Source organism: Psychrobacter sp. DD43 (genome assembly GCF_904846555.1).
GTDB lineage: Bacteria > Pseudomonadota > Gammaproteobacteria > Pseudomonadales > Moraxellaceae > Psychrobacter > Psychrobacter cryohalolentis.
The window spans coordinates 19,819-38,134 of record NZ_CAJHBE010000016.1 but is presented as its reverse complement, the minus strand read 5'-3'; the positions used below and the strand labels follow the sequence as shown (position 1 = coordinate 38,134).

Here is an 18,316-nt window from a genome sequence, read left to right as displayed (position 1 = left end):
ACGCAGTCGCTGTATGATTTATGGATTGATCATAAGCGCGTATATTAAGTTAAGGAAAAACCAAGATGACTGATGCGACGAATGATAAAACAGCAAAAGTAGAGATTTATGAAAGCGCTGATGGAGAGGCGCAGGTAGACGTTCGCTTCGAGCAAGAGACTGTTTGGCTCACGCAAGCACAAATGACCGAGTTGTTTGGTCGTGACCAATCAGTGATTTCGCGTCATATTGCCAATGCTATAAACGATGAAGAAATTGCTGAAAAAAGCAATATGCAAAAAATGCATATTGCAAATTCTGATCGCCCTGTGACGTTTTATGACTTAGATGTGGTTATCTCAGTGGGTTATCGCATCAAATCTCCCCAAGGTGTGCAGTTTAGACGCTGGGCAACCCAGCGCCTACGTGAATACTTGGTGCAAGGCTATACACTCAATCAAGAGCGCTTTGATAAAAACTCAAGCGAGCTACAACAAGCGTTAAATTTAATCAGAAAAACCGCGCAAAGTCCCGAGCTGAAAACCGATGAAGGTCGCGGCTTGGTTGAGATTATCAGTCGTTATACACAGACATTCTTATGGTTACAGCGCTATGATGAAGGTTTGCTTGATAATCCTGCAGGGGAGGATGGCGGTATCTTACCCAGTCCGACTGAGGCGATGGCAGCGCTGACGGATTTGAAAGCGCAGCTGATAGATAGAGGTGAGGCGACTGAGCTATTTGCCAAGCCTCGCGGTGATGGCTTGGACAGCGTATTGGGTAATTTAGAGCAGACGGTGTTTGGCGAGCCTGCATACCCGACCATCGAGAGTAAAGCGGCGCACTTACTGTACTTTATGGTCAAAAATCATCCTTTTACCGATGGCAATAAACGCAGCGGCGCTTTTTTGTTTGTAGATTTTTTGCATCGGAATAATCGACTGCTCAATGATAAAGGTGACATGGTTATTAATAACACCGGGCTTGCCGCATTAACCTTGTTGGTTGCCGAGTCTGACCCCAACCAAAAAGAAACTTTGATTAAATTGATTATGAATATGCTGTCATTAGAATCTTGATAAATAGGCTTATTGTCAGCATCACTTAACCTCTTAAAAACACATAACGCCAATAATAAAAAGCACAGTCTAACGACAAAATTAAAGGAAATTCAATATGTTTAGCATGATAAAAGACTGGCGCGAGCAGCGCATATTGGACAACAGCGAGTTTACCCATGCTGACTGGCTGCAAGCTGCCAAGCGTATTGTGATACTTGAGAGGCTAAACGAGGATGAGCTAACACGCTTGTTTGAGCTGGCGACGTTGTTTTTGGCGGATAAGTCGATTACTGGCGCGCAGGGTTTCGAGATTACCGATGCGGTCAAGCAATCTATCGCCTTGCAAGCTTGTCTGCCTATTTTAAACCTAAGCCTTGAATGGTACGCTGGCTGGTCGGCCATTATTATTTATCCGGGTTCTTACAAAAGCGAAACCAGCACCGTAGATGAGTTGGGTATCGTCCATGAGGGCAGTCAGCATCGTAGCGGCGAAGCATGGCTGCGTGGTCCCATTATACTGTCATGGAAGGATGCCAAACACTCAGGCGAGCGTGATGGGCATAATGTCGTCATTCATGAGTTTGTGCATAAGCTTGATATGCTAAATGGTCGCGCTAATGGCTTTCCGCCGCTGCAACCGGATATGGATCCTGCGCGCTGGACTGAAATTATGAGCCGCGACTTTGAGGATTTTCAAAGCCATCATAAATCAGGTCTCGATCGCTATGGTGCCACCAATCCTGCGGAATTTTTTGCGGTACTGAGTGAAGTGTTTTTTGAGACGCCGCAAAAGCTGATTGATGCTTATCCTGATATTTACGAGATAATGGTGAAATTTTTTCGCCAAACGCCGCTATGAATGAAAGGTGTCTTGGTAAAAGCGATTAGAAAAAACCATACTTACGAGAATATGAATTTCATGAAAAAATTGCTAATTTTAATTTATGCTTTGCTGATAACGCATCCGGCATATGCTATCAATGCTCCCTCACAATATCCTAAAGAGCTGCAAGAATTAGGAGTATATATAGATTCAACCCTCGATAAAGTCCAAAATATATCTGATAATAATGAAGATTTTTGTTCAACTCAGTCAGCTTTTGCTTTCAATATTATGGAGATGAGACAAAAGGATGTTGATTATAGTGACATTTATCATTTAATGAATATAAACAACAAAGCAGATTTAACTACAAAAGGCATGGATAAACTAGATAGTTATAAGGGCATTTTTGAGGAAGCGTATGATTATCCAGTATATGAAAGCAAAGAGGATAAGGGTACTGCTACTACCTTCTATATGACCTATAAAAATCATCAATGTTTACTCAGTTTATAAGTGTTTTTACGGATTTTTCAGTCGCTAATTTCTTAATTATCCGTTTAATAGCTTAAAAAAACCATAAAAAGGGCAGTGTATTGATTTAATAACACCGCCCGTTATTGATTTTTATGACTGTAAGCACTTGTTTTTACAGGTAAAGGTTGTTTAAACCGTCCATTGTTCATTGACAATAGCAACCAGATAACGTTTGCCTTGATACTCATCAAACACTAAGCGTAGGATACGCCAGTCCATACCAGAGTATTGCTCTGAGCCTTTATGATAAAACTCAACAAACTCTGAATTGGGGTAAATCTCTTTTAAATTATTGATCATACTGCCGTTATGTTTAAACTCATTAACGCTGATACTGGCATTATTATATTTCTCACCGGCGACCCACGTATCTAAGTATTCTGGTAGTGGCACTACCAATGCCTCGCCAGTACCGTCTTTTTCGCCCCAAGTAAAACGAATTTTTGATTGTTGTAGATACTGAGCATACTGCTCGCGGCTAAAGACTTTATCCGTATCAGTCCTTACGTAAGCATACATCGAAAAACGTACGCCACGAGTTGGATGAATATCATCTGTGATTCTAGAAAAATCATTATTGGCAAGAGCGCGCTGGATACGCAGTGCTTGCTGTTTGAGCGTTTGCTGGCTCATATCTGAGACTATAAGTACAGATGGGTTGCCAGTTGATTGATTTGGAGTGCTGGCGTTGGATTCAGCAGAAGATTGGCACCCTGTGATTGCTAGCACTAAACCAAACCCCGCCGCGGTTGATAGCTTATAAAGATAAGACTGAAAAATATTAGAACGAGTAGATGGCATCATAACAATATCCTTATCGTAGCTTATTTAAGTCATTCCAAAACACATACTAGATCCAATGTATATTTACCAATCAATAGTACTAATAACGCATCAAAGTTTATAATGGTGCTGTGTAAACAGTGTTTTTTAATAAACTCGATAGACACAATTAAGCAGTAAAGTGGTAGCTTGTATGTGATTTAATGAATATAACACTTAAAACGTCATATTTCATGGAGGGTGCCATGCAAAAAATGATATTTTCTATAATGATGCTCGCAATAGGATTTTCTGCTATCACGGCTACTGCCAATCTAACGCAGCCGTTACAGACAGCTTTTGCCATGAAAATTGATACTGTGGCCAAGATGTACCAGCAGGATGTGAATAATGAAGGAATGGATAACCCAGTGGTATTACATCAATATGCCAATCCGGATCTGAAGGCTGCCATGCAGCGTGAGCAAGATTACTTTGCTAAAGCGCAAACATCCTGTCATGTGGGTTACGATGTCTTGTGGAATTCTCAAGATCCTGATTATGCACAAGACAAGCAATTTTCAGTGACAACCAGAGGCTTGGTCCAAGTCAGCTTAGCGCATGGCCATGATGTTTATTATGAATTGTCCTGTGATAATTCTGCGTGCCAAGTGGCGGATGTAATCTTAGATGAGGATGGAACATCTTTACGAGCGCATTTGCTTAAAAACTGTCCTTAATTAGAAACCAATATATCGACATCAAATAACTGCTGATAGAAATCAATGGGATGATTAGCAAATAGCATTATACAAAATATGATGTGCCCAAATTATAAAACCGTTGGTTTGTTTTCGCATAATGTATATTATGTTAAATGAAGTGTATGTAGTACTAAGTTCATAGGACTATGTTCAAGCATTAAGTTGTTAGTCAGTCTGCTCGATAATTGCTTAATCATAATATGTGTTACCTGTTTAAATAATCATTGTAATCATCACTAGTATAATTACTAACTGATATGTCTTGAAGGTTTAATACGCGGAGTCCTAATCGAACTTAATGCATTAAATCAAGTCGCTAATAGCCTCTCTGCATATATTTCAGAAACCTCTTATAGACATGTTGTGGATACAGTGATTTTATTATTCATTCAAAGTTAACCTCTTTGATAAACTTGTTCTGCTCATCATTACTGTACTGTGCTTACTACCTTCGCAATACCTAATAAGCCCCTTGCATAGTCTCTCATTCACAATTATCACCTCACAGCCAAATATATTACGGGCTTTATCAAAATGACCAAAAAATAAATAGTTACTGTTGCCTACTAATTTAAGCAAGTCTCATCGCTTTATGCGCTTGGATGAGCTCATGCTAACACCTAAAAAACTGGTCAATACTGCGGGGCAAGAGTTTATAGAACAGGCGTTTTACGGTGATAATTGGATGGAAAATCGCTATGATATTACCGTACTGTTTATTGTCGCTTGTCATCAGTAAGATAAAAACGAGGGCTTCTATTCGGCAAAAGACCAGAAAATTATTCAATTTTCAACAGTTTTTTCTAAAGAATATTCTTCTCAAGGTCAAGGTAATGAGCACTTATCTATGTCAGGCTTTAACGCTACCCTATTGTATCAACAGGATGCTTCTTGCTATGAAAAAGCGGCTTATCATAGCAGTGAGAGCAGTCATTATCTGATTGTGCCTTATGTTCGGTTTATTGTGTGCTGTGTTTGATTGATTACAATGAGAAGCATTTATTTATTTCCTATTAAAGAAAGCTTGTTTAGCTAAATAAAATCTTATATCAAGGTGCTGCAATAGTGGCGGACTCTGGTTTTAAAATAGACTGACTTGCGAACAATAAAAACGCGCCCAGCAGTAAAAACAACCCAAAAGCGTAAAATGCAACAGTAGAACCATACTGATCTATCATCAAACCAGTAAAAATCACTGGCACGCTAAACCCCATGTAAGCCATTAAAAAATAGCCAGCACTAGCACGAGCTTGCTCAGTGCCAGCAGACTGTGTCACCCCTGACAACCCGCCTAAATATACGAAACCATAACAACTACTGCTAGCTAAAAAAGCCGCTAAAAGAATTACTGGTAGATTGGCATGCAGCGCACCCCAAGCAAGCAACACATAAGCAGGAAGTAAAATCAGAATACCCAATTTACATGATACTTGAGGATCAAGCTTTCGAGCGATAGGCTGAAACAATAATCCACAGCTGATGGCAAGCATAGAGGATATTCCAGCATACTTAGCCAGTCCATGCGTGGCCAATACTGATGGAATAATCGATAAAACCAATCCGGTAGTCGCCCAACAAATCAAAATACCGCCGCCATACCATATCACTTCACGATTAAAATATGGCAGCTTAAGCATTGATTTAAATGTATTAGAGCGTTTCGGCGCAGTCTCAGGCAGCCGCCATACTAAAAATATTGATAAAAACGCGCTTATTAACAGGAAGAAAAAGCTGGCAGGATGCTGTGTCTCATACAACAATAGAGAAACTGTCGTTAATGCAGGCCCAAGACCAAAACCTATAGTGGTACTTGCAGTTACCCAAGTGGTCGCACGCCCCGTATCGGACGAGCCAATCAACTCAATCATATATGCGGTCGCTGTTGCTGCCATTAAGGCCGTGCCCACACCAAGCAACAATCTCGCTATTGCTAACGCTCGCGTATAAGGATAGAACATCATCAGAGCAGTTGCCGCTATTGATAAACTTAAAGAGATTAAAATCGTCTTGCGTCTCCCAATCCTATCGGAGAGTCCACCAAAAGCTAATAATACCGGTATCACCCCCAACACATAAAAAGAGAATGCGACCGTGGTTGCTAAAACACCGTAGCCATCATTTTTAGCGTAAATAGCATAAAGTGGTCCTTGTATATTAACGCTTGTTGTTATGACACATAATGCAAATGCCAAATATTTATTATATTTTTGAGTGCTCATATATAGCCGCTTTTAAAAAAGTATCATTGGGTTGATTGATATTAATGGTTGTCACCACTCAGGCTTTATAGCCATATCACATCGTTTTAGGCTCAATGATTAAAACAAAAGTGCGTTAGTTTATCTATATACAATCCAGTACAATTAGACAGAACTGTTTGGTATATAAAACCCATACAGCTCTTCTATCGAATTTATATATTCATGGGTTCACTTGAAAAATATGAAGCATCAATTAACACGAATTGAAGTCGTCATGGCTGACGTTAAAGAAAAGATAGCAACCGTCGTTTATATGCTCGGAACACGCCTGCCCTCCGTACGAGCAGCGGCGAACAGTTACGGGTTTTCACCCTCAACGGTAGTTGAAGCTTACGAGCGCTTGCAAACAGAAGGTATTATTTACTCGCGTCCTGGCGCAGGGTTCTATGTCGCAGAGACGACAGCGCCGCTCTCATTAACAGAAACAGGGCATAATCTTGATCGCGCGATAGATCCACTCTGGGTGTCGCGGCAATCGCTTGAGCCATCCGATAATGTACTAAAGCCTGGCTGTGGTTGGCTGCCATCCGATTGGTTGTTTGTGGAGGGTATGCGCCGCGGTTTACGACATGCGGCAAGAGGTGACGCTACCGTTATCAGCGAGTATGCAACGCCGCTAGGATTGCCCGCATTGCGCCAATTACTGACACGGCGTATGGCAGGACTGGGCATCGATGCGCAGCCTTCACAAGTCATGCTGACAGAGTCTGGCACACAAGCGATAGATTTGATTTTACGTTTTTTATTGACCGCAGGCGATACAGTAGTCGTCGATGACCCTTGTTATTTTAATTTTCGAGCGCTATTGCGTGCTCATAGAGTCAAAATCATTGGCGTGCCTTATACGCCGAATGGTCCAGATATAGATGCCTTTGCGAAAATTTTAGAAGAACACAAACCACGCCTATATATTACTAATGCCGCCATCCATAACCCTACCGGTGCAACCTTATCGCATGCTACGGCTTACCAAATATTGCAATTGGCTCAGACCGCTGGTTTATATATTATCGAAGATGATATTTTTGCTGATTTTGAAGTCAAACCTGCGCCACGGCTTGCGGCATTAGACGGCTTATCACGCGTGTTTTATATTGGTAGTTTTTCTAAAACCTTATCGGCATCCTTGCGCTGCGGTTATATAGCCGCGCCAAATGAATGGATTGAGAGTTTGCTCGATTTAAAAATAGCAACTGGCTTTGGCGGCGGTCAGCTGGCAGCAGCAGTTGTGTTATCGGCGCTAACGGACAGCGGTTATCGCAAACATATGAGCACGATGCATATGCGTCTTGCAAGCGCACGTTCTCAAGCGCTGCCACGCTTGGAAAAATTGGGAATTGTGCCGTGGTTACTACCACAAGCAGGGATGTTCCTTTGGTGCCGCTTGCCAGATAATAATAGTGCAACCGAACTGGCTAATCGTTGTTTGTCACAAGGTGTAGTCTTAGCCCCAGGCAATGCTTTTAGTCAATCAAAAAATGCTGAGAACTTTATGCGTTTTAATGTGGCACAAATGAGTAGTTCAAAAGTATTTGAAGTATTGGCTCAAGCGTTGGTATAGCCAACAATACTTAGAAGTTTTTATACATTTAATAAATTATCCAATATGGCTGCTAACCATGCGTTATTGTTTCCAATATATTGGTGGCTACACTCTATTATCTCAGTAGGTGATTGGACAGTTCATGATAGTTATTAAGTTCATTTTAGATTTCATCTTGACCATACTCTCTCGGGTCCCTTCAAAGTGACACTGCCAGCCGATAATGCAAGATCCAAGCTCTTTATGCCGCGGTGTTTGTTAGCCAAATTTATTAACGCTTTTAACCTATATCAAACTCCATACGTCTTGCAGTTGTTTGCATAGTTTGACTATCTAGTAACTTCTTCACACAGTACAGGCTGGCATGAATACCCGCACTTATTCCTGCTGATGTTACCAATTTAGCAGTCTCGTCACTGGCATCGACAAAACGGGTATTAGCGATAACCTCAATATTAGGATAGGATGCTAAATTGTCCAAGTCCATCCAATGGGTGGTTGCAGATTTGCCAGCCAGCAATCCAGCTTTTGCTAATAGTAAGGCACCGGTGCAGACTGATAGCGTTAACTCGGTAATCTTTGCTTGAGAGATAATCCAATCAATAACCACTGGATTATTTATTTCAACCTTTTCTGCGCCATAACCGCCTGGAATAACCAAAACATCAATAATGGGATGATTGTCGAAGCTATAATCCGGTATAACAGTTAAACCATTTCTAGCAGATATTGGCGCTTGGTGCTCGGCAATGGTAATGACATCAAAATGCTTATCACTGCTATCGTTTTCAGCCAATGAAAACACCTCGAAAGGTCCTGCGAAATCTAATACTTCGACTTCGTTAAAAAGTAATATGCCAACGGTTCGTATCGATGTCATGGTGTGTCCTTGAGTTAATATTATTAAATTAAATATCGCTCATTTATACCCTTATAATCAAGCTTAATCTTCATTTACCTTTTTAACCAACGTCGCCATCGCATCCACCTTTGACGTTCCTAGCTGTTTCAGTCCTGTGACAACCCCTACTCTATTTTCAGCAGATTTGTTTTGGCTCAATTTAAACTGTGCTCGAATATTTAAGCAAACATAAATGATTGAATACTTATCTACTCTGATGCACAGGTTTGATAATAAAAAATTGGTACTTGATAGACAGATGTCCGCAGCATTGAATAAATTAGCCATTACCTGCCAGCAAAACCGCTAAAGCAAAGGCAGACATTGGCAAGATTATGGATAGGCTCATAGCAATTACTCAGTCAAAAAATCGAGTTTGCTTGAGAACTATTATGAAGTATTGAAGAAAATTACCTACGATATCTCCTAACCGTAAAGCATGCTTTATTTGCCATTCATATTTACTTTATCAAAGCCAATGCATCTTACAGCTTAGAGATTCCCAAAACAAAACAACAAGGCAGACTCAGTCTAATACAATAAAGGTTAACTTTATGACTCCTGAATTTTGGAAAAATGCATGGCAAAAGAGCCAAACTAATTTTACTCAGAAAAAACCACATCCCATGCTAATACATCATTTTAAAGCACCCAATAGCCCTAAAAATGGTCGCGTTTTTGTGCCTTTATGCGGTAAGAGCGTGGATATGCTATGGTTTATAAATCAGGGTTTCGACGTTATTGGTGTTGAGCTGTCAGAAATAGCAGTCATACAGTTTTTTGCCGAAACTGATTTGCAAGCGACAGTATCACTACATCCAACTACTCCTAATCTCACTTGTTATCAAGCTGAACATGAAGGACAAACTCTCAAAATCTGGGTGGGTGATATCTTTGACTTAAGTCCTATTGATATTGGAATAATAGATGCTGTGTATGATCGTGGTGCATTAGTAGCGCTTCCAGATATGAAGCCTGATAATTTACGTACACGCTATACACATAAACTGATGGCGCTTAGTAATAAAGCAAGCCAACTTCTCTTATCTTTTACTTATGACGGTGAGAAGCAGCGCAGCGATAATCATAAAAACTTACCTCCTTTCTTAGTGACACGATCTCAACTTGAACAATATTATGCTGAGTATTATAAGATAAAATTGATAGCACAAGAAAAAGTAGACTATGTTTCTACCGCAGGTGATTCAGGATATCGTCTTGTCTATACATTAGTATCTAAAAATTAATATTCTACAAATCAATGTCTAACATCCACTACAAGCCTTGTTTGGGCAAGCTCATCAAGATATTGATCTATAGTTTGAGTATTTTCTCTATCCAAATGTGCATCCCATTCATCAAGCATGACAATCGTACTTCGGTCGTCCTCTCTAATTTCTTGAATTTGTTTGATGAGTTGTTGTCCTGTTGAACCCTTATGGGCTTTATCTGCTTTGTAATTGAAATACAAATTGTGCTTAGCGGGTAAATAGTAAGCCTGTTCTTGGTAGTGGTCTTTGAGCTTAAGCAACATACAAGATTTGCCAACGCCATTATTACCAACCAACGTTACTCTACCTTGCTTGGGCAGTTGTGTTGAATCAAAAATATCCCCTGTTTGCTTCACACGTATTTGGTTTGCCTGAATGTAGGTATCTAAATCCACAGTGGTTGGTTGTAAAACCTCTAAAATACCATCTAACATCGTTCTAATAACGCCAATACTGGTATGGTATCCAATAAGTGCATAGCACATTTGCAATAGCTGAATTTGTCTTGGCAATGTGGCAATTAGTACCGCCATCGTCGCAGCATCCTGCCAATTTTTATTAAAAATAAAAGCAGTGACCACAAAGACAGGCAGCATCAATATGATCATGCCTAAGCTTGAATTGATGTGCTGAATCGATGTAGATTTAACGCTATTATTCTTTGCTGTTGCAAAGCTTTTTTGAACCATATTGTTATAGAGCGTGTAATTATGCTTATTAAAAATAACGACGTTATCCCAACTGTCAAAAAGTTTAGCGGTCAAATTCAGACGCGATTGTTGATCAGTTTTGGCAGCCGTTTTTAAAGCATGCCGTCTAAAATGCACAAACATGGAGGCAAAAATAATACCTACTGCATAACCAAGCAGTAATGTGCCATCCAAAAACCAAGCAATGACCAACACATTAAATAAGACATTGAGCACCAGCGCTGAAATATCAAAAATGCTATCAATGACGGTTTCAAGGGTGTAGTTGCTTTCCTGAGCGAGTGTTGTGGTTGCCGTACTCTGTAACTCATCGTTAGATAACAAGTAGGTCTTGCCTAAAAAGACAGTATGAAAATTATCATTGTACAGCTTATGAGCATCGTACTTGGCGCGCTCCGTATTGGTGACACAAAAATACGCGGGCACATAAACCGCTACTAAAGAGACGGCAAATAGCACCATATATAAAATTGAGATACTCTCCTCGGTCAAACTTTGTGCAAGGCGAGCAATAAAGTACGTTGATGAAGCAACAATAATTTGCTGAATCAGCAAAAACAGCAGTGCAACCTGCAAATGCTTATTTAGTATGAGCTTATAAATCAAATTTATTCACATCCTTTCAGATCAAAACACAATAATTGAGCAAGTAACGACTTCTTACTGGTGTCAACTCTACTGACATATAATATTCTTACTATTTTTTAGAGCTTTTTTGGGTGTAAGTCATAGCTATAGTACTATCTATGCAGAACCTACGATAGGATTGATAAATTTGACTAAATTAAAAATCCCTAAGTTTATATCTATGAGATTGGCGAAATATATCAACTGTATCAATAGAGTTAATAACCTCTTGGTAATTATTTACTACATTAAATGTAGACATGGATTTATCTAGTACCTCTTTGGAGGGTGAAAATAAGTATCCCTGAACTGATAATACGGAGCAACCCCACTCATTATTTATGCAAAAAAAACTGAAATGACTGTGAGATTATGCTCACGGTCACAATAATCTCCGAGAATCTGAGTGCAATTCACTTCAATAGACCTGAATTAAAATATAATATTTACATCCTTATCACCTTTTATTCAGTTAAAATCACTATTATTCAACAACGCAGTAGAAATACGGTTACCCAACTCATATGCAACAGATTCTTAATGATATTGCCGCAGAGATGGCCCTTGAAATCGATCGTGGAAAAGTGGCAGATTATATCCCGCAACTGGCGCATGTCGATCCGAACCAGTTTGGTATTGCCGTAGCGACACCTGATGGGCAGGTATATGTAGCAGGGGATGCGAGCATCCTATTCTCGATCCAAAGTATCTCCAAAGTATTTACCTTAACCATCGGTCTTGGCAAGTTAGGTGATGCAATTTGGACCCATGTTGGTCGTGAGCCATCTGGCGATCCCTTTAACTCGATCACGGTATTGGAGTTTGAATCGGGTCGACCACGTAATCCATTTATCAATGCTGGTGCGATTGCCGTGGTGGATGCCATTATGATGGGACATGAGCCGAAAGAAACCTTGGGTGAAATTCTGCGGTTTGTACACTTTATTGCCGATGATGATTCGATCCGTTTTGACCATAAAGTGGCAGCGTCTGAAATGGATCACAGAGATCGAAATGCCGCCTTAGCCCACTTTATGAAGTCCTTTGGTCATATAAAGCACGACGTAGATAAGGTGCTCGGTGTTTATTTTCATCAATGCGCGATTGCAATGAGTTGTGAGCAGTTAGCCCGTGCTGGTCTTTTTTTAGTGTCTAATGGTGTTAATCAACACACAGGGATACGAGTGATTAATGCACAGCAGTCTCGACGGATAAACTCCTTAATGATGATGTGCGGTCATTACGATGGCGCTGGTGAATTTGCCTACCGTGTTGGGCTACCGGGTAAAAGTGGTGTTGGTGGCGGTATTTTGACGATAGCGCCAGGTAAAGGCTCAATCGCAGTTTGGTCACCAGGGCTTGATCACGTAGGAAATTCCAAACTTGGGTCAAAGGCATTAGAGCTGCTGGTACAGAAAACGGGCTGGTCAGTTTTTTCGAATTGAAAGCGATCACTTAATGCTTTTTTAATTGATTATCAATCCAGCGAATAATGTCGCTTTTTCGGATGGTATTACATCCTGATTATAGCGATTCTATTTTAGGGATCGGTAAACGGATACTCTGATCCACGTTTGCTTCCATTGATACCCCCTTAGGATATATTGATATCGTCTTTTGTGTCTTCCAAACGTGTATAGAAAATCCTTTTTTCTATACATTCTGACTTGGTATTTATAAATTTTCTATTCTTCTAGACTTAATTGAGCCGTATCTAAAAGAGAGGCTCAGAAATATTTAAGATAGGTTGCCTAGGGAGCGTTTGAATCCATGAACCAGTGCCTTCAGGCTTGGATTTTTTACCAGTATTTTTAGCTAAATGTAAGCACTAGCATTAACAAAATCTAATTAATTGGAATACCATAATGATCTGCGATTAGTTCAACGGTACGCTATACAAGCATCGAACTGCTAGTGTTAGATATGAACTTAATGATTATAAAATCAACAGCATGAGTCATTATGATTGAGATGTCTGATTAAAACCTCCCATATTAGTTTCTACAATTTCTTCAGCATAGCTCACTACTGAGCCTCTTTAGGTTCAGACTTGCTACTCGCATAAATAAAATAAAGCGCAATTGCTAAACAAACCAAAGCACCTATTCGACTACCTGAAAGGCTAATCACCTCATTACCTAACCAACCAAAATTATCAATTAATACACTCATACTCAGCTGACCAAAAATAACTGCTACCGTTGCTACAGCAGTCCCAATACGCTGGACCGCAACCACCATAATGACAATGTAAGGCACACCGCATAAGGCACCAAGCAGTTGCCACTTAGGGACACCCAACAAAGTAACGGTATGATTTGGCTCAAAAAAGAAAATAAGTAGAGCGGTCACAACCGCACCCACAGAAAATGTTAAAAAGGCACTTTTAAATACGCCAACATTGCCGCCAAGGCGACCATTTAATGCCGCTTGAACGCTCAAAGCTGCGCCGCCAATTATTGCTAATACAATCATTAAAATAAGCATCATTTAGGTTATCCTTTTGCCATAAAAACAAGTGCGGCAATAATGAAAAATAAAGCGATAATTCGTTTGCTGTCTATTTTTCGTTCCATGGTTTCGAACAAACCATAATGATCTATGATTAAACTCTGAAATACTTGCCCAGCCAATATCCCAATCATCGTCAGCGCAATGCCAATAACAGGCGTCACCACGGTTAATACCACAACATAAACAGGCCCTAAAATACCACCAACCAGTAGTAAAGGCGGCTGTGAGAAAAAGGAAGGGCTGTCTCGCGGACTAAAAAACAGCATCAAAAAGAATGTCAGAGCAGCGCCAACACCAAAAATGCTCAATGTTGCCCACAGCTCGCCTACCTGACTCCCTAAAGGCCCAAGTAATCCTGCTTCAACAGACAACCCCATGCCGCCTAATACAACAATGAGTATCAATAAAATTTGCATGAAAAAATCCTTAATGAGCAATACGCTGCAGCTTACAGCAATGTATACCCATTAAAAAACGCTATAATACGAAAATGACCTTTGCATAAGTTGCACAAATGAATACGGTAGATACCATCAACATACAAACACTATTATTTTTTATAGAGGTTTTTGACGCTCAGAGTTTTTCTGTAGTGGCTCGAAAAGAAGGCGTTTCGGCTTCTAAAGTGTCACGTATTATCAAACAGTTAGAGGACTCACTGGGACAGCAGCTTTTTTACCGTAATACACGCGCTGTTACTCCTACTGAGGCAGGTCGCGTATTCATGCGCTATGCAAAATCCATGACCGAGAGCATGAGTGCAGCACAGCAGGAGCTTCAAGACAGGACACTAGAACCGGGTGGTTTAATTAGAATCAACGCTCCCGTATTTTTTGGACAACGACATATCGCACCTTGGCTGCCACAGCTTAGTGCTCAGTATCCTAAATTACAGATAGATTTGAGTTTAACGGATGACTTTATTGATCCTCATCATTATGCAACAGACGTTATTTTTAGAATTGGCACGTTACAGGACTCCGCCTTTCATGCGCGTATTTTTGGCGAGCAAACCTATCATCTTGCCGCTTCTCCATCGTACATAAACACGCACGGTAAATTGCAAGTGCCACCAGATCTGACACATCATAAATGTTTACTATATAAAGGCTCAACAGGACCCAATCGTTGGCTTTTTAAAACAGAAAGTGAAGATTGGACGCCATTCTTAGCACCCGCTTTATTGATGTCCAATAATGCAGAATCTTTATTGGTATCTGCACTCAAAGGTATGGGGATTGTGCTTTTTCCAGATTGGCTCATCGGTGAGTATTTAAAGAGCGGTGAGCTTATCAAGCTACTACCTGATTATAATGCAGCCGTGAAAACCACACCTCAACATGTCGCAGCTATTTACCCTCATACTCGTCATGTCTCTCTAAATGTTAGAACATTAATTGATTATTTTGCTAAGGTTTATGGTCGTCCTCTTTACTGGCAACTCAATTAAAAAAACAAGAATTTAAAGCAATAAGTATCCATGCACCTTATGAGGAAAAGGTGCAATAGGAATATGTAATTGCACCCATTCAGGAGCGTTCCTAACTTAAGTTATTCATTGTTGAGAAAATTAGGATGTTGTTCAATTTCTCTGGGAAACTTATTATGTATTTTAGTCGGTGACTTATTCCGAGTTTGTTTGATAATTGGGTGATCATAGAAAAATTCTTGATAAGCGCATACTCAAGCCTTCGAATACTTATCTGCTCTCATGCACACTCTATAATAAATGAGAATTGTTGTACTCAGTCTAAGTCAGATATTAAGGTTTATGAACCATTTATTCTCCTCCTTATTATAGAGTGCTGTTTTTAATATCCGGCTGAAATCCAACCAACTCAATTATCTGGTTTACAAACTTACCCGTGCCATCAATCATTTATCATCTCAATCAATACTCTTAAAAACCCATATCCAAACTAGGCAAAGAGCAACGCTTGTTATCTTCTTAAGCGCTCAATGAGCCAGCCTGCTATTGGAAATGACACTATCTGCGTCAACGGCACGAGTATTATGGTTTCAATCAATACCACCACTGGCAGACTTAGACCATGAGTCACAGGCTTTAATAACGTTAATACGATTAAGAGCGTCGGATAAAGTCCGACATATCCTACTAATATACGTATCAGTCTGTCTTTAGTATTCTGATTCATTGCCTGCTACCTATTGATAAAATGATAAAAGAAAGATATTTAAGCGACAAAAACAATAATTTTCGCTTGATGATTGACTGTTTGTGAATATCCAATAAATCCCAAATTTATAAATAAAAATAAGGCCATTAGTATTAATGGCCTTATTTTTATTCACTGCTCAGCTGCTTTGCTATTCCTGATAGCGAGGATAATCACTGTACCCAATGGCAGTGCCACCATACATCGTGGCAGGATCTGCCTCATTGAGTGGCCAATGATTGGCTATGCGTTCAGGTAAATCGGGATTAGCAATAAAAGGACGACCAAAAGCAAATAAATCCCCATAACCTTTAGATAATATATCGACCGACTTCTGCACAGTGTACTTACCGGCATAAATAATACGTCCTGAAAACTCAGCTCTGACCGCTTGATAAAAAGGCTCTGGCAAATCAGGCGCATTATCCCAATCAGCCTCTGCAATGGATAAGTAAGCAATGCCCGCCTGTTCAAGTACTTTAATCGCTTCAATATAGGTATGATGAGGGTCTGCTTCTACTAAGCCTAGATACACACGAGTCTCATCCGTGCTGGCAAATAAAGGCGCAAAACGTACGCCTAAACGATCAGCGCCAACCACTTCACTGACGGCGGCAACCACTTCTTTTAAAAAACGCAGACGATTGGTCAACGAACCACCATATTGATCATCACGTGTATTGCTATGCTCAGAGATAAATTGATTGACCAAATACCCATTGGCACAGTGTAGCTCTACCCCATCAAAACCTGCTTCTAGTGCGTTGCGCGCGGCTTGTGCATACATAGCGACCAATTCACCCACTTCTTCTGTGCTCAGTGCCCGTGGCTCACTTGGGTCGGCTAAAGCGCCCTCGCCTGGACCTGTCTCAATAAACACTTTGACGTTAGTGGCAGTAATGGCAGATGGAGCGATAGGCTGCGCTTGATTGGGTTGTAAGCTGGTATGAGACACGCGGCCAACGTGCCACAGCTGCGCAAAAATAATACTGCCTTTAGCATGTACTGCTTGCGTGACTTTTTTCCAGCCTTCAATTTGCGCTGGTGAATGAATCCCGGGCGTCCACGCGTAGCCTTGGCCACGCGGCTCAATCTGTGTACCTTCAGTCACCATAAAACCTGCTGAGGCACGCTGTGCATAATAGCTTGCCATTAAATCATTAGGGATATTGTCAGGTTGCGTGCTACGAGAGCGCGTCAAAGGCGGCATCACGATACGGTTTTTAAGGGTATAAGGTCCAAGTTGTACAGATGAAAATAACGCACTGGTATTTTTCATTTTTGGCACATTTAGCATAGCTTGTTTCATAACACTCTCTTTTAAAGCAAACGGATAGGCGTATTTTTTGAGCCACTGAATCTATTTTTAGGTCTAATGGGCTGCTTAAGTAATGTTGGTTAGCATAGAGTTTTGTAGGTACAATTAGAAACAAGCCTTTCTTGTCTAGGGTACAACTATTAATGGTAAGTGTTATGAATGGTATGAATCGGCTAGATATCAAGCAGCTTAGAGTATTGCAGGCACTACTTGATCTAAAAAATCTCTCGCAAGTTGCGCGCAAAATGGGACTGACGCAACAAGCGATTAGTGAGCAGTTGCGTAAGCTACGGGATTTGTTTGATGATCGTTTGTTTATTCGTCAAGGCAATAGCATGGTGGCAACACCAAAAGCACTAGCAATGCGGCAGCCGATTGACGAGATATTAAAACAGTTGGAAGTATTGTTAGAGCCAGAAGTGTTTACGCCGCAAACCTACAAAGGCGTCTTTACGATTAGTGCAACCGACTATGCGACGCAGGCATTATTGCCGCAGTTATTTAGTATCACACGCTGTGAAGCGCCTCATTTAAAGCTGATAGTGAGAGATTTTGCATCAGACAATATCAATCAGCTGATTGCGGCAGGCGAACTTGATTTACTGATTACTTTTCCAGAGTTTATCCCTGACAATTTATCGTATGTGACGCTATTTGAAGAACAGCATTTATGTGTGACGGGTTATAAAAACACCTTTGCAACAGAGATATTCACACTGGCGCAAGTTGCCGCACACCCACAGCTGGTGGTATCGCCTTCGCGTGCCAATTTGCGCGGATCGCATGATCAATGGTTTGCAGAAAAAGGGCTTAAACGCCATATTGTGATGTCAGTTCCTAGCTTTTCAGCCGTGCCAGATATCCTGCACACCACCGACATGATTGCCTTTTACCCTGCGCGACTATTACCAAATAATAAAGTCAAAGAGATTGAAATCGAAGCATTACCGCCCACCTTTAAGGTAATCGCAGCATGGCATCCACGTACCAGTGACAGTGGTATACATCGCTGGTTAATTGAGCAATTACGAAATTTATAGTTAAAAGATTAGCCTGTCTTAAAGTCAT

General features: G+C 40.5%; 18 protein-coding genes. 10 read left to right on the top strand and 8 right to left on the bottom strand.

Features of this window, described 5'->3' with window-relative positions; translation table 11 throughout:
• Positions 1-65 precede the first annotated feature (65 nt).
• The 3 genes from rhuM to JMX89_RS09325 all read left to right on the top strand — a co-directional run bounded on the left by rhuM (position 66) and on the right by JMX89_RS09325 (position 2,379).
• A complete protein-coding gene (rhuM, locus tag JMX89_RS09335; protein WP_201531682.1) occupies positions 66-1,058 on the top strand; it encodes a RhuM family protein in 993 nt (330 codons plus the stop codon).
• Between the two features lie 97 nt (positions 1,059-1,155).
• A complete protein-coding gene (locus JMX89_RS09330) occupies positions 1,156-1,899 on the top strand; it encodes a zinc-dependent peptidase (RefSeq protein ID WP_201531684.1) in 744 nt (247 codons plus the stop codon).
• Positions 1,900-2,379 carry a hypothetical protein gene (locus tag JMX89_RS09325; RefSeq protein WP_201531686.1) on the top strand — a complete coding sequence of 160 codons (480 nt, stop codon included), beginning with the start codon at positions 1,900-1,902 and terminating at the stop codon, positions 2,377-2,379. It abuts the gene before it with no gap.
• Positions 2,380-2,529: 150 nt separating this feature from the next.
• Here the strand turns inward: JMX89_RS09325 and JMX89_RS09320 are convergent, their stop codons facing one another.
• Complete coding sequence (locus JMX89_RS09320) at positions 2,530-3,204, bottom strand: hypothetical protein (protein ID WP_201531688.1); 675 nt, start codon at positions 3,202-3,204, stop codon at positions 2,530-2,532.
• 224 nt (positions 3,205-3,428) lie between these two features.
• Between JMX89_RS09320 and JMX89_RS09315 the strand changes: the two genes are divergently transcribed.
• Positions 3,429-3,902 (top strand): hypothetical protein, encoded by a 474-nt coding sequence (locus JMX89_RS09315; RefSeq protein WP_201531690.1) that lies wholly within the window; start codon positions 3,429-3,431, stop codon positions 3,900-3,902.
• Positions 3,903-4,536: 634 nt separating this feature from the next.
• Positions 4,537-4,665 (top strand): hypothetical protein, encoded by a 129-nt coding sequence (locus JMX89_RS12915; protein ID WP_265088693.1) that lies wholly within the window; start codon positions 4,537-4,539, stop codon positions 4,663-4,665.
• Between the two features lie 310 nt (positions 4,666-4,975).
• On the opposite strand, the gene JMX89_RS09310 is transcribed toward JMX89_RS12915, so the two are convergent.
• The gene (locus tag JMX89_RS09310) at positions 4,976-6,145 is read right to left on the bottom strand and encodes an MFS transporter (protein WP_201531692.1); all 1,170 of its coding nucleotides are present in this window, start codon (positions 6,143-6,145) and stop codon (positions 4,976-4,978) included.
• A 223-nt stretch (positions 6,146-6,368) separates the two neighbouring features.
• On the opposite strand from JMX89_RS09310, the gene JMX89_RS09305 reads away from it, so the two are divergent.
• A complete protein-coding gene (locus tag JMX89_RS09305; protein WP_201531693.1) occupies positions 6,369-7,748 on the top strand; it encodes a PLP-dependent aminotransferase family protein in 1,380 nt (459 codons plus the stop codon).
• Between the two features lie 262 nt (positions 7,749-8,010).
• On the opposite strand, the gene JMX89_RS09300 is transcribed toward JMX89_RS09305, so the two are convergent.
• On the bottom strand, positions 8,011-8,610 hold the full coding sequence (locus JMX89_RS09300) for a DJ-1/PfpI family protein (RefSeq protein WP_201531695.1): 600 nt from the start codon (positions 8,608-8,610) through the stop codon (positions 8,011-8,013).
• A 575-nt stretch (positions 8,611-9,185) separates the two neighbouring features.
• Here JMX89_RS09300 and JMX89_RS09295 point away from each other — a divergent pair.
• A complete protein-coding gene (locus JMX89_RS09295) occupies positions 9,186-9,878 on the top strand; it encodes a thiopurine S-methyltransferase (protein ID WP_201531697.1) in 693 nt (230 codons plus the stop codon).
• A gap of 11 nt (positions 9,879-9,889) precedes the next feature.
• Here JMX89_RS09295 and JMX89_RS09290 read toward each other — a convergent pair whose 3' ends face one another.
• Positions 9,890-11,218: an ATP-binding protein gene (locus JMX89_RS09290; protein ID WP_201531699.1), complete on the bottom strand. Its 1,329-nt coding sequence runs from the start codon at positions 11,216-11,218 to the stop codon at positions 9,890-9,892.
• A 545-nt stretch (positions 11,219-11,763) separates the two neighbouring features.
• On the opposite strand from JMX89_RS09290, the gene JMX89_RS09285 reads away from it, so the two are divergent.
• Positions 11,764-12,684, top strand: coding sequence for a glutaminase (locus tag JMX89_RS09285; RefSeq protein WP_201531701.1), 921 nt, complete (start codon positions 11,764-11,766; stop codon positions 12,682-12,684).
• Between the two features lie 580 nt (positions 12,685-13,264).
• On the opposite strand, the gene JMX89_RS09280 is transcribed toward JMX89_RS09285, so the two are convergent.
• Both JMX89_RS09280 and JMX89_RS09275 read right to left on the bottom strand, forming a co-directional pair.
• Complete coding sequence (locus tag JMX89_RS09280) at positions 13,265-13,726, bottom strand: DMT family transporter (RefSeq protein WP_201531820.1); 462 nt, start codon at positions 13,724-13,726, stop codon at positions 13,265-13,267.
• Positions 13,727-13,734: 8 nt separating this feature from the next.
• On the bottom strand, positions 13,735-14,169 hold the full coding sequence (locus JMX89_RS09275; protein WP_181210410.1) for a DMT family transporter: 435 nt from the start codon (positions 14,167-14,169) through the stop codon (positions 13,735-13,737).
• A 98-nt stretch (positions 14,170-14,267) separates the two neighbouring features.
• On the opposite strand from JMX89_RS09275, the gene JMX89_RS09270 reads away from it, so the two are divergent.
• Complete coding sequence (locus JMX89_RS09270) at positions 14,268-15,203, top strand: LysR family transcriptional regulator (protein ID WP_201531704.1); 936 nt, start codon at positions 14,268-14,270, stop codon at positions 15,201-15,203.
• 490 nt (positions 15,204-15,693) lie between these two features.
• Here JMX89_RS09270 and JMX89_RS09265 read toward each other — a convergent pair whose 3' ends face one another.
• Positions 15,694-15,909 carry a hypothetical protein gene (locus tag JMX89_RS09265; RefSeq protein ID WP_201531706.1) on the bottom strand — a complete coding sequence of 72 codons (216 nt, stop codon included), beginning with the start codon at positions 15,907-15,909 and terminating at the stop codon, positions 15,694-15,696.
• 172 nt (positions 15,910-16,081) lie between these two features.
• Entirely contained in the window at positions 16,082-17,209 is a 1,128-nt protein-coding gene (locus JMX89_RS09260; RefSeq protein ID WP_191690031.1) for an alkene reductase, read from the bottom strand.
• A 194-nt stretch (positions 17,210-17,403) separates the two neighbouring features.
• Between JMX89_RS09260 and JMX89_RS09255 the strand changes: the two genes are divergently transcribed.
• Entirely contained in the window at positions 17,404-18,288 is an 885-nt protein-coding gene (locus tag JMX89_RS09255) for a LysR family transcriptional regulator (protein ID WP_068408009.1), read from the top strand.
• The last annotated feature ends 28 nt before the right edge of the window (positions 18,289-18,316 follow it).